General features: G+C 66.2%; 9 protein-coding genes. 3 read left to right on the forward strand and 6 right to left on the reverse strand.

The window, feature by feature from the left end:
* Window positions 1-33 precede the first annotated feature (33 nt).
* Both QDT69_RS25630 and QDT69_RS25635 read left to right on the forward strand, forming a co-directional pair.
* Window positions 34-1,032 (forward strand): NAD(P)H-quinone oxidoreductase, encoded by a 999-nt coding sequence (locus tag QDT69_RS25630; RefSeq protein ID WP_279709255.1) that lies wholly within the window; start codon window positions 34-36, stop codon window positions 1,030-1,032.
* A gap of 120 nt (window positions 1,033-1,152) precedes the next feature.
* Window positions 1,153-4,029, forward strand: a complete 2,877-nt coding sequence (locus QDT69_RS25635) for an EAL domain-containing protein (protein ID WP_279709256.1) — start codon at window positions 1,153-1,155, stop codon at window positions 4,027-4,029.
* 280 nt (window positions 4,030-4,309) lie between these two features.
* Here QDT69_RS25635 and QDT69_RS25640 read toward each other — a convergent pair whose 3' ends face one another.
* A complete protein-coding gene (locus QDT69_RS25640; RefSeq protein WP_279709257.1) occupies window positions 4,310-4,567 on the reverse strand; it encodes a hypothetical protein in 258 nt (85 codons plus the stop codon).
* A gap of 116 nt (window positions 4,568-4,683) precedes the next feature.
* On the opposite strand from QDT69_RS25640, the gene QDT69_RS25645 reads away from it, so the two are divergent.
* Window positions 4,684-6,177, forward strand: a complete 1,494-nt coding sequence (locus QDT69_RS25645) for a sensor domain-containing diguanylate cyclase (protein WP_279709258.1) — start codon at window positions 4,684-4,686, stop codon at window positions 6,175-6,177.
* A gap of 315 nt (window positions 6,178-6,492) precedes the next feature.
* On the opposite strand, the gene QDT69_RS25650 is transcribed toward QDT69_RS25645, so the two are convergent.
* From QDT69_RS25650 to QDT69_RS25670, 5 genes are all read right to left on the reverse strand, one after another.
* Window positions 6,493-8,547 carry a DEAD/DEAH box helicase gene (locus tag QDT69_RS25650; RefSeq protein WP_279709259.1) on the reverse strand — a complete coding sequence of 685 codons (2,055 nt, stop codon included), beginning with the start codon at window positions 8,545-8,547 and terminating at the stop codon, window positions 6,493-6,495.
* A 206-nt stretch (window positions 8,548-8,753) separates the two neighbouring features.
* Window positions 8,754-9,347, reverse strand: coding sequence for an N-acetyltransferase (locus tag QDT69_RS25655; RefSeq protein ID WP_279709260.1), 594 nt, complete (start codon window positions 9,345-9,347; stop codon window positions 8,754-8,756).
* Entirely contained in the window at window positions 9,347-10,174 is an 828-nt protein-coding gene (locus QDT69_RS25660) for an ABC transporter ATP-binding protein (RefSeq protein WP_279709261.1), read from the reverse strand. Before QDT69_RS25660 ends, QDT69_RS25655 begins: the two co-directional genes overlap by 1 nt.
* A 12-nt stretch (window positions 10,175-10,186) precedes the next feature.
* On the reverse strand, window positions 10,187-10,984 hold the full coding sequence (locus QDT69_RS25665; protein WP_279709262.1) for an ABC transporter permease: 798 nt from the start codon (window positions 10,982-10,984) through the stop codon (window positions 10,187-10,189).
* A 23-nt stretch (window positions 10,985-11,007) separates the two neighbouring features.
* Window positions 11,008-12,462 (reverse strand): hypothetical protein, encoded by a 1,455-nt coding sequence (locus tag QDT69_RS25670; protein ID WP_279709263.1) that lies wholly within the window; start codon window positions 12,460-12,462, stop codon window positions 11,008-11,010.
* Window positions 12,463-12,547 lie beyond the last annotated feature (85 nt).

A 12,547-nucleotide genomic window follows, 5' to 3' on the forward strand; every position in this document is an offset into this window, starting at 1 on the left:
CCGCCAATCCTCTTCTCTGACCAGGGACTAGCCATGACAAACCTGCCCGCGCAAATGACCGTCGTCGCCATCAGCAAGCCCGGTGGCCCGGAGGTGCTGGTGCCGGAGACCCGCGCATTGCCGGTGCCGAAGGCCGGCGAGATCCTGGTCAAGGTCGCGGCCGCCGGCGTCAACCGTCCCGACGTCGCGCAGCGCTCCGGCTCCTATCCGCCGCCGCCCGGCGCGAGCGACCTGCCCGGCCTCGAGATCGCGGGCGAAGTGGTCGCGCTCGGCGAAGGCGCCAAGCACAAGATCGGCGACAAGGTGATGTCGCTCGTCGCCGGTGGCGGCTACGCGCAATATTGCATCGCGCAGGACGCGCAGGCGATGACCGTGCCGCCCTCACTGTCGATGCAGGAAGCCGGCGCCATTCCGGAAACGCTGATGACCGTCTGGCACAACGTGTTCGAGCGCGGCGCCCTGCAGGCCGGCGAGACGCTGCTGATTCACGGCGGCTCGTCGGGCATCGGCACGATGGCGATCCAACTCGCCAAGGCGTTCGGCGCCAAGGTGATCGTCACCGTCGGCTCGCAGGACAAGGCCGATGCCTGCCTCAAGCTCGGCGCCGATCACGCGGTCAATTACAAGACCGAGGATTTCGTCGAGGCGGTGAAGAAGGCGACCGGCGGCAATGGCGCCAACGTCATCCTCGACATGGTGGGCGGCGACTATATCGACCGGAACTATGACGCCGCCGCCGTCGAGGGCCGCATCGTCCAGATCGCGTTCCTGTCGGGAACACCGAAGGCGTCAGCCAATTTCGCCAAGCTGATGGTCAAGCGGCTGCACCACACCGGCTCGACCCTGCGCCCCCGTAGTAATGCGGACAAGGCGGCGATGGTCGCGGCGATCGAGGCAAAGGTGCTGCCGCTGCTGCGCGAAGGCCGCGTCAAACCGCTGATGGACAGCACATTCCCGCTGGAAAAGGCCGCCGACGCGCACCGCCGCATGGAGACCAGCGAACATATTGGCAAAATTGTGTTGGTGGTTTAACTCTCGCAACGGAAGCAGGGGCGGAAACCCTTTGATTTCCTTCGCTTTCGTGTCATTTATCGCGCCACCTCCGGGCCGGTCGCCGGGCCCGGTCAGTTTGTCGATCGCGGAGTACTGACATTGCGTCTGATCAGGTGCCTTGCGCTACTGGCGCTGGGCCTCATGATGTTTGCCGCTGCGCCTGACGCGTATGCGATCGACGCCGTCAGCGTGCGCAGCGATGCGCCGGCGATCGATTTGACGGCGGTTCTCGACCACCAACGTAGTGAAACCGACCGCATCCAGGTCTCCACCGCGCCGGGAACCGACGGCATCGTGCGCCGCATCGAAGTTCGCGCCCGCGAAGGCGGCCAGAACTGGGTGGTGTTCGCGCTCGCCAACAACACCGACGACCAGCTCGACCGCCTGATCGTCGCGCCGCATTATCGCATCGTGTCGTCAGGCCTGTTGTGGCCCGACCTCGGCCTGTCGCGCATCGCGACCATCACGCCGTCGGTCGGCGATCGTCCGGAGCGGCAGGAGAGCCCGACCGCCGACGTGTTCCGCATCACGCTCGATCCCGGCGCCGTCGTCACCTATGTCGCGGAGCTGCGCACCGACAAGCTGCCGCAGCTCTATCTGTGGGAACCCGACGCCTACAAGGACAAGGTCAACTCGTTCACGCTGTACCAGGGCATCGTGATCGGCATCTCCGGCCTGCTCGCGCTCGTGCTCACGATCTTGTTTGTGGTCAAGGGCAGCATCATGTTCCCGGCCGCCGCGGCGCTGGCTTGGGCGGTGCTGGTCTATATCGGCGTCGACTTCGGCTTCTGGGGCAAGGTGCTCGACATGTCGAACAACGCCGAGCGCGTCTGGCGTGCGGCGGGCGAGGCGATCCTCGCGGCGACACTGTTGGTGTTCCTGTTCGCCTATCTCAATCTCAGTCGCTGGCACGTCCGCTACTCGCACATCACGATCGGCTGGCTCGTCTTCCTCGGCTCGCTGGTGGCGCTGGCGCTGTTCGATCCCGCGGTCGCCTCCGGCATCGCGCGGATGTCGCTCGTGATGATCGCCTTCGCCGGCTTCGCGCTGATCGTCTATCTCTCGACCCACGGCTTCGACCGTGCGGTGCTGCTGATCCCGACCTGGTTCCTGCTGGTGGTCTGGGTGGTCGCAGCCGGCATGACGGTCGCGGGTTCCGTCACCAACGATATCGTCGGCCCGGCGCTGCTCGGCGGCCTGGTGCTGATCGTGATGCTGATCGGCTTTACGGTGATGCAGCACGCCTTCGCCGGCGGCGGCGCCACCACCGGCGTTGTCTCCGATGTCGAGCGCCGCGCGCTGGCGCTGACCGGCTCCGGCGACCTGATCTGGGACTGGGACGTCTCCGCCGACAAGGTGTTCACCAGCCCAGAGACCGAGGCCCTGCTCGGCCTCAAGCGCGGCACGCTGGAAGGCCCGGCGGCGAAATGGCTCGAAGTGCTGCACCCGCTCGACCAGGACCGCTTCCGCGCCGCGCTCGACAGCGTGCTCGACCAGCGCCGCGGCCGCCTGGTGCAGGATTTCCGGCTGCGCACGCCCGACGGCCACTTCATGTGGTTCGCGCTGAAGGCGCGGCCGGTGGTCGGCTCCGACGGCGAGGTCTCGCGCGTGGTCGGTACCCTCACCGACGTTACCGAGTTCAAGAACTCCGAAGAGCGGATGCTGCATGACTCCGTTCATGACAATCTGACCGGCCTGCCGAACCGCCGGCTGTTCATGGACCGCCTCGGCGCGGTGGCGAACCTCGCCAAGACCATGCCGAACCTGCGGCCGACCTTGATGGTGATCGACCTCGACCGCTTCAAGCAGGTCAACGATTCCGTCGGGATCGCGGTCGGCGATTCCATCCTGCTGACGCTGGCGCGCCGCCTCACCCGCATTCTCAAGCCGCAGGACACGCTGGCGCGGATGGCCGGCGACCAGTTCGGCCTGATCCTGCTGTCGGAGCAGGACCCGGCGCGGATCACCAATTTCGCCGAGACCATCCGCAAGACCATCCGTGCGCCGATCGCCTTCAACGACCGCGAGATCTTCCTGACCGCCTCGATCGGCCTTGCGCTATCCGATCCGGCGGCGCCGCTGACCGACGAGATCATCAAGGACGCCGAGCTTGCGATGTATCATTCGAAGCGGATCGGCGGCGACCGCATCGACGTCTACAAGCCGGCGATGCGGGCGCGGAAGACCGACCGCCTGACGCTGGAGAGCGACCTGCGCCGCGCCATCGAGCGGCAGGAGATCACGATCCTGTACCAGCCGATCGTGCGGCTGGAAGATCGCGCGATCGCCGGCTTCGAGGCGCTGGCGCGCTGGGACCATCCCAAGCTCGGCCGGATGTCGCCGTCGGAGTTCATCAACGTTGCCGAGGAGACCGGCCTGATCGTCGATCTCGGCATGTTCGTGATGGACCAGACCGCACGGCAGCTCGCGGTGTGGCAGCGCGCGATGCGCGCGCGCGAGCCGATCTTCGCCTCGGTCAACGTGTCGTCGCGGCAATTGCTGCGCCACGATCTGATCCACGACATCCGCACCGTGCTGTCGCGCTCCACCGTGGCGCGCGGCACGCTGAAGCTGGAGCTGACGGAATCGCTTGTGATGGAGAACCCGGAGCACGCCGCACAGATGCTGGCGCGGATCCGCGAGCTCGGCACCGGACTGTCGCTCGACGATTTCGGCACCGGCCACTCCTCGCTGTCCTATCTGCAGCGCTTCCCGTTCGACACCATCAAGATCGACCAGTCCTTCGTCCGCACCACGAGCCGTGGCACCCGCCCGGTGATCCTGAAATCGATCATCGCGCTGGCGCACGATCTCGGCATGGAGGTGGTCGCGGAAGGCGCCGAGACAGACTCCGACGCCGTCGAGCTCTACCAGCTCGGCTGCGAATACGCGCAGGGCTTTGCCTTCGGCGAGCCGATGGACGCCGACGCCGCCACGCGCCTGCTCACCGAGGAACGGCTGGAAGCCGCGAGCTAAGGCGGGATGAGTTTTGGTTGAATCGGTTTGGCGCGGTCTCGGTTCACCTCTCCCCGTTGGGGAGAGGTGAACCTTCGACGCCGTTCCAGCTCAACCTAATCTCATCAGGCTTTAGGCCTTCGCGAAGGCACGCTGCCTCCCCTGCTCACAGATGTCATACTCCGCGAAAGCGGAGTATCCAGTACGCCGCGGCTTATCCGTATTACTTTGACGTCTCTGGAATACTGGATCGCCCGCTTTCGCGGGCGATGACGACCCAGGGCGTGCTACGCTTCGCGCGTCAGCGCGGCTTCGGCATGCGCTTGAACTTGACGCTCTTGCCGTCGGCCTGGCGCGTCGCGATGTAGCCGGCCTCGAGGCAGGCTTCCCGCTGCGGCATCTTCTCCTGCGGACTGCGCAGGGTTTCCCACCACGACGCGCGCTGCGCGGCGCGCGGCAGCGACGCGTCGATGATCTCCTCGATCTGCTCGAAGGTCAGCACGAATTCGGGCAGATGCTGCTTCTTCAGATAATCTCGCAGCGCGTCGTAGTCGTTCACGTCATCCTCAAGGCTCAGGGTTCCAGCAACCACCCGTTAACCCATTCGGCGGCCGCTGTCGCCATTTAAGGCGACAACAAGATTTCCCGTTGCATGACGGCGCTTTGGAGCGGGACATGCAATTTCGACGCGGACACGACGCAAGGCGGCGCTGGCGGCTATCGGCCAAGCTGCTGGTCGTTGCGTCGGTTGCGACTGTCCTCGGCTTCTCCGCGGTCTGCGCCGGTGTGATGTTCGACATGCGCCGCGGCGAGGAGCAGCTCGCCCGCCGCACCCTGGAAAACCTGGCGTCAGGCATCGAGGCCGACATCAGCCGCAACATCGAGCTCTACGACCTGTCGCTGCGGGCGGTCGCCAGCAATCTGGAAATGCCGGAGATCCGCAATGTCAGCAAGGAACTGCGCCAACTGATCCTGTTCGACCACGCCGCGACCGCAAAGCATTTCGGCGCAATCCAGGTGTTCGACAGCAAAGGCGATCTGACCATCGACGCGGCGAGCCTCGATCCGCAGCCGGAGAACCGCAGCGACGAGGAGTATTTCACCGTCCAGCGCGACCGTCCCGACACCGGGCTGTATATCAGCCGGCCGATGCTGCATCGCGGCGCCTACGCCATCGTGCTGAGCCGGCGCATCGTCGGCGAGGACGGCCGCTTTCTCGGCGTCGTGGTCGGCTCAATCCGCTTCAGCTATTTCCACGATCTGTTCGGGCGGCTGAACCTCGTGCCGGGCGACACCATCACCGTGCTGCGCAACGACCGCACCATCATCATGCGGACGCCGTTCGATCTCGACGTGATCGGCAAGAACCTCGCCGACCAGTTGGAATGGAAATCCGAGAACCTGAAGATCGGCGGTGCGTTCTCCGGCAAGGGACCGGTCGACGACACGGCGCGTCTCTATGTCCGGCGCAGCGGCAGCGGGCCGCTTTACGTCGTGGTCGGCAAGCCGCTCGAGGCCGTCTTCAATCTCTGGCGCACCGAGGCGATCCGGATCGGCGCGATCATGGGCTTTCTGATCCTGTTCGTGCTCAGCGCGGCGCTGGTGCTGGCGCGCGAGATCGTCCGCCGCGGCGACGCCGAGGACAGGCTCGAGGAGATGGCGACCACCGACGCCCTCACCGGCCTGAAGAACCGGCGCAAGTTCGATGCCGAGATCGACCGCGAGTGGCGTCGCGCCAGCCGCTACGGCCAGCCGGTTGCGCTGTTGATGATCGATGCCGATCATTTCAAGGCCTATAACGACACCTATGGGCATCAGGCCGGCGACCAGGTGCTGGTCGGAATCGCGATCTGCATTTCGGATGCGGTGCGCCGCGCCGGCGATTGCCCGGCGCGCTTCGGCGGCGAGGAATTCGCCGTGCTGCTGCCCAACATGACCGCGCTCGAGGCCTTCAACCTCGCGGAGACCATCCGTGGCAAGGTCCAGCAATGGTGCGAGGGCGAGCTGATCACCACGGTCAGCATCGGCGTCGCCAGCATGCGGCCGCTCGCCGGCCAGCAATGGTCCGACCTGATCGAAGCCGCCGACAAGGCGCTCTACGCCGCCAAGGCCAACGGCCGCAACCAGTCGGTGCTCGCCACTGTGCCGAAGATCGCGCTGGTGGCGTAGCACATCATCGTCGCGAAGAGTTGACGACGCGTTTTGCCGAGCTGCCCGTCGGACAACTCAGTGCATCGCAGTTGTAAGGGACGCACTGACGGAAGGGCTCCCTCCCCCCTTGCGGGGGAGGGTTGGGGAGAGGGGTGCCACACGGCAAGCTCTCTCCACTCAGTCGAAGTGAGCAACACACGCAGCCGAAATCGCACGAGCTGACCTCACATCGATGATCTCGCCCGTGGCCACCCCTCTCCCCGCCCTCCCCCGCAAGGGGGGAGGGAGCCCGAGCAGCTTGCTCACCTCACTTAGTGTGACACCAAGGGCAGCTCAGCCGCGCCGCTTCTTCTTAGGCTTCTTGCCGAACTTTGGTTTTGCGGCCGACACGTCCGGCCACTGCGTGTGTCCGGCCTTGCCTCGGTGCTTCTTTTTCTTGCCGAACCTGGGCTCATCGCCCGATGTCGGCCTCGCACCCTTTTCGTTTCGATCGAATCGGAACGGGGCTCCGGATTCCCGCTTTGAGGCGTGGTCTTCGCGCGAACCGCTCGCACCTTCCCTCGAAAAAGCTTTGGCCTCGCGATCCGGCTTGCCGCGGCGCTTTGCTGCAGCATCATCACGCGGCTCGTCACTGCGCGGCGGGCGGTGCCCGCCGTCGTCCCGACCGCGCCAAGAATCGGGCCTGGGATCGGGCCTGGGCCTGCGCGCCGGCTTCTCCACACGCGCCTCGCCCTGCGCAGCGTCCGCCAGCGGCTCGATGCGGATGCTGTCTTCCTTGTCCGGACGGTTGATCTTGACGGCAAAGGACTCGGCGACCCGCGCGGCGATCTCGAACTCGGTGGTGGTATCCATGATCTTGATGGCGCCGATGTCGCGCTTGTCGATGCCGCCGCGGCGGCAGATCATCGGCAGCAGCCAGCGGGCTTCGGCATTCTTGCGGCGCCCGATCGCGGCGCGGAACCAGACCGTGGCTTCCTCCATGCCGTGACGCGGAGACTTGCCGGTCTTCGCTCGCGGCCCGGCGGCACGCTCCTCACGGCGCGAGGCGCGATCGCCGCGGTCGCGGCCCCGGCCCTCGCCGGGATCGAGAATGTCCTCGGGCGCCGGCAGCCGCGCGCGATAGAGCCGGGCCAGCGCCGCGGCGATCGCCTCAGGCGAACGTTCGGCAAGCAAGGCCTGCGCGAGGGCCAGATCGTCCGATGTCGCCTCTTCGGAGAACACGGCATCCTTGAGCAGGCGCTCATGGTCGAGCTTGCGGATCTCGTCGGCCTGCGGCGCGGTGCCCCAGACAATATCGATGCCGGCGAGATCAAGCAGCAATTCGGCGCGCCGCCGCCGTGCCGGCGGCACCAGCAGGATGCTGACGCCCTTGCGGCCGGCACGGCCGGTGCGGCCGGAGCGATGCTGCATGACCTCCGGGTCTTTCGGCAGATCGGCATGAATCACGAGATCGAGGCTCGGCAGATCGATGCCGCGCGCCGCGACGTCGGTCGCGACGCAAACCCGCGACCGCCCATCGCGCAACGCCTGCAGCGCCTGGGTCCGCTCGTTCTGGGTCATCTCGCCCGACAGCGCGGCCACCGAGAAGCCGCGCTCCAGCAGCGCCGCCTGCAAATGCCTGACGGCTTCCCTTGTGTTGCAGAACACTAGCGCGCTCGGCGCCTCATGGAAGCGCAGCACGTTGACGACCGCGTGCTCGACGTCGTCGGCAGCGACCCGGATGGCACGGTACTCGATGTCGGCGTGACCGCCCTCGTCGCCCGCGACCTCGATCCGGAACGCCTGGTGCTGATACTGCTTGGCCAGCGCGACGATGCCGCGCGGAAACGTCGCCGAGAACAGCAGGGTGCGGCGGGTGTCGGGCGTGGTTTCGAGGATGAACTCCATATCCTCGCGGAAGCCGAGATTGAGCATCTCATCGGCCTCGTCGAGCACGACGACGCGCAATCCCGAAATGTCGAGACGGCCGCGCCGCAGATGGTCGCAGAGCCGGCCGGGCGTGCCGACCACGATGTGGGCGCCTGCCGCAAGCTCGCGTTGCTCGCGGCGCGGGTCCATGCCGCCGACGCAGGAGACGACGCGTGCGTCAGCATGTTCGTAGAGCCATGCCAGCTCGCGCTGAACCTGCAAGGCGAGCTCGCGCGTCGGCGCCACGATCAGCGCCAGCGGTGCGCCGGCCGGCTCGAACCGCTCGCTGTCGCCGAGCAGGTCCTTCGCCATGGCCAATCCGTAGGCAACGGTCTTGCCCGAGCCGGTTTGGGCGGAAACCAGAAGGTCACGGCCGACGGCGTCGTCCGCGAGCACGGCGAGCTGAACGGGGGTCGGCTGTTCGTAGTTGCGCTCAGCCAGGGCGCGGGCGAGCGGCGAACTTGTGGTCGGAAAGGGCACGAGATGGGAAACCTTGATTGATCCGGGCGCAGAACGTCGAGCGGGACGACCTGAGGCTGCGTACCCGGCAGGCGGCACAGCCGCATGACGATTTGGCGCTGCTTTACGCCAAGACCGGCCAAATCGCCATGCCCCCAGAGCCTTCCCATGACGGAAAAGGCCTTCCCATGACGGAAAAGGCCTCCCATGGCGGAAAAGGTGCCGGATCAGGCCGGCTGCCCGATCGGGGCCTGGCTGCCGGCAATCCGGTCCATCAATCCGGACAACCGCGATGGCCGAGGGCTGGCTGGAACAATCAGGCCACCAGCCCCGCTCAGCGCGCCCGGCACCAGCTCGCAGCCCAGCAGGCGCTGACGGTCGTAGGGGCCGGGCATGCGGAGCGCGGCAGTCCGCTCGGCCGAAAAGCCGAAGCGGTCGTAATAGGCGGCGTCGCCGACCAGGATGACGGCGCGATGACCGAGCAGATTGGCCCGCTGCAACGCCTGGCGCATCAGCGCGGCGCCGATGCCGAGGCATCGCGCCTCCTCCGCCACCGCAAGTGGGCCGAGCAGCAGGCAGTCATGACCGGTACCGGTCACGACCGGCCACAGCCGCAATGTGCCGATCAGGCAGCCGCCGCGGCGCGCGACAAACGCGAGGCCGCGCGCAGGCTTGCGGCCCTCGCGCAGCCGCTCCGAGGTCTTGGCGAAGCGGCCGGAACCGAATGCGTCGTCGAGCAGACTCTCTCGCGCCGCCACGTCCGAACGGCGTTCCCTGCGGATCGCAACCGGTCTGTCGTTCGGAGAACCAGATAAGGACATCACGCGACCCTCGCCAGATAGATGAAGACCTCGTCGAGGTCCCGGCACTTGAAGCGCTCGGCGAGTTCGCCTGGACGCCCCATCGCGACGACGCGGCCGTGGCTCATGATCACGACGAAGTCGCAGAGCTGCTCGACCTCGGTCATGTTGTGCGAGGACAGCAGGACGGTGGCGCCGCGGCGCTTCTGATAGGCGCGCAGCCGGCTGCGTACCCACGCGGCGCGGTCGGGGTCGAGCGAGGCCGTCGGCTCGTCGAGCAGCAGCACCTCGGGATCGTTGATCAGCGCCTTCGCCACTGCGACGCGGGTCTTCTGGCCGGCGGAGAGCCGCCCGGTGACGCGGTCGAGCACGTCGCCGAGCTCGAAATCCTCAATCAGCTCCTCGATCCGCGCCTTGAGGTTGGCGACGCCATACAGCCGCCCGAACACCATCAGGTTCTGGCGCACGGTGAGCCGGCCCGGCAACGCGACATAGGGGCTTTCGAAATTCATCCGGCTGAGCACCTTGTGTCGCTCGGTCGCCATGTCGTGGCCGAGCACCATGGCGCGGCCGAAGCTTGGCACCACGAGGCCCATGATCATGGCGATGGTGGTGGTCTTGCCGGCGCCGTTGCCGCCGAGCAGGCCGACCGTCCAGCCCTTCGGCACGATGAAGTTGACATCGTCGACCGCCCAATGGGTGCGGTACTGTTTGCAGAGGCGCTCGACCGCGATCGCGGGTGCGTCCTCGGTATCCAGGCGGACCGACGCGTTGTCCTGCGCGGGCGTGGTGTTTGCCGACACTGGTGTCAGATGCCGGCGGGGCAAAAAGCGTTCGATGCGGCTCATGGATGTCTCCCCTTACTCGCCCATCGTGAGCAGGCCGCCCTTGTGGCGGGCGCTCTGCAGCAAGGCGACGAATGTGGTGAAGCCCATGCCGAGATAGACGGCATTGAGCGCGAGGCATTCGATCATCAAATCAGTGCGGAAGGTGCCGTCGAGCAGCACGGCGCGCATGCCCTCGAACACATAGGTCGGCGTCAGCGACCAGGCGACCGGATGCAGCCAGAGCGGCAGCGCCGCGACCGGATAGTAGACACAGCACAACGGAAGCAGCACGATCATGATCGAATAGGCGAGGCTTTCGGCGCCAAAGCCTTGCCGGATCACGAGGCCTGCGACCACGAGCCCGATCGCCCAACTCGTCAGCACCAGGTTGAGGAAGAACACGATCAGCCCCGGCCCCATCGCGAAGACGTTGAAGCCGAACAGCACGAATGTCAGCAGCATCACCGGCAGCGTGCCGATCACCAGCCGGATCAGGCTCATCAGCATCAGCGAGGCCGCGAGCTCGAACGGCTGCAACGGGCTCATCATCAGATTGGCGAGGTTGCGCGACCAGATCTCCTCCAGGAAGGTGAAGGTGAAGCCGAGCTGGCCGCGAAACAGCACGTCCCAGAGCAGGACCGCGCCGAGCAGCAGGCCGGCGGTGGAAGCCATCGCCGATTTGCTGTCATAGAGGTAGGTGTAGAGGAAACCCCACACCAGCATCTGCATCGCCGGCCAGTAGATGATCTCGAGCAGCCGCAGCGATGACGAGCGCAGGATGTAGTAATAGCGCGCCGTCATCGCGGCGATGCGGTTCAGTGACTGTGTCATGGCACGCACCCCTGTTGCCGCTATTAATCGAACTCGCGGCGGATCGGGCGGCGCTTGCCGACCTTGGGCGGAAACGCCAGCAGCGCGTTGGCCTGCACCCGGACCGGATGCTCGAGGCACGCTGCGAGCAGGTCTTCCAGATGCGCGACCGAGCTGTGCAGCCGGCACAGCGGCGTATCCTGGCCGAGCACGACGCGCGCCTCGACCAGATCGACGCCACGCTGCACGATCTCGAACTGCGCCAGATGCAGGTTGCAGTCGAACATCCAGCGATAGGTCGCATCGAGGATGCTGCCGGCCGGCACCTTACGGCCATCGCGGTTGACGAAGGCGTCGTTGAGCCGGCCGTCAATGCTGGCGATCTGCGACCAGTTGATATCCGACGGCGCAGGATTCGCCGGCTGGGTGATGTAGTCGCCCTGCACGTAGCGGATGAACGGCATCGCCTCGTTGAGCAGGTTGGTGATCACGGCGATGCCGGACTGGCCGGGAGCCTGCGGCTCCATCGTGACGGGATCGAGCACGTCGAGATGCACGGTGTCCTCGCAGACGTGATACTGGCCATCGGGCATTTCGAGCGCGATCCGCGTCGCCTCCTCGGAGGAGTATTCGTCGAGCACGGGCACGCCGAGCTGGCGCGACCATTCCTGACGCGCGGCGCGCGAGGAGTATTCCGAATGCGTCACCGCGAGATTGAGCGAAGAACGGAACTCGTCGACATGCGGCATCAGTGCATCGAGGCTCGACGGATAGAGCGACAGGATCTTCGGCCCGAGATAGCGCAGATGCTGGGCGACGCGGGCCGGCGGGATCAGGTTCGAGATGAACGCGGTCGGATAGTCACCGCCGATCGAATCGAACCACCACGGCACGGTATAGACATGGGCGAGCAGGTCCTCGGCGCGGTAATTGCCGCCGCTCTGCATCGCGAACTGGCGGACGCCCTGGATGGTGTCGGTGATGACGGCGTCATAGTCGACGCGGATCAACAGGGTCTGGCCGGACGAGCCCGACGAGCGGGTCGGAAACAGGTGTTCCGGCTTGTACTTCTTGTTGACGCACTGGTCCGGGAAGGCCGCGACCAGCTCAGGCTTGGTGATGACCGGGATCTTCTGGATGTCGTCGTAGTCGCGCAGATGCTCCGGCTTGAAGCCGGCTGCATCGTACTTGGCGCGGTAGACCGGAATGTCGCGGTAGGCGAGCTCGACCAGCTCCTTGATGCGGGCGAACTGCCGCGCACGGATCTCCGCCACCGGCAGATAGGGATGCCGCATGCATTCGCCGAGATAATTCGCGGTCGCCGCGACAAGCTCGGGCGCAGCATCGTTGGACGGCTGGAAGTCCGGCCGGGTGTGCTCGGTCTCCCAGAACTGGCGCTGCGGCAGAGCGGCGGGGACGAGAGACGCGGCGGCCTGATCGTGCTCCGGTACCAGAGCAAGGCCGTCATCGGAAGTGCTGATTGCAAGGGTGGACGTCATTTTCAGCTCCATGATTGACGGGGCACCGCCCGTTCATGGCGCTATCAATGGCGTGCGGCGCGCGTGGCCGCCGTGACGCGTGTCA

This window comes from Bradyrhizobium sp. CER78 (assembly GCF_029846235.1).
In the GTDB taxonomy this organism is placed as follows: domain Bacteria; phylum Pseudomonadota; class Alphaproteobacteria; order Rhizobiales; family Xanthobacteraceae; genus Bradyrhizobium.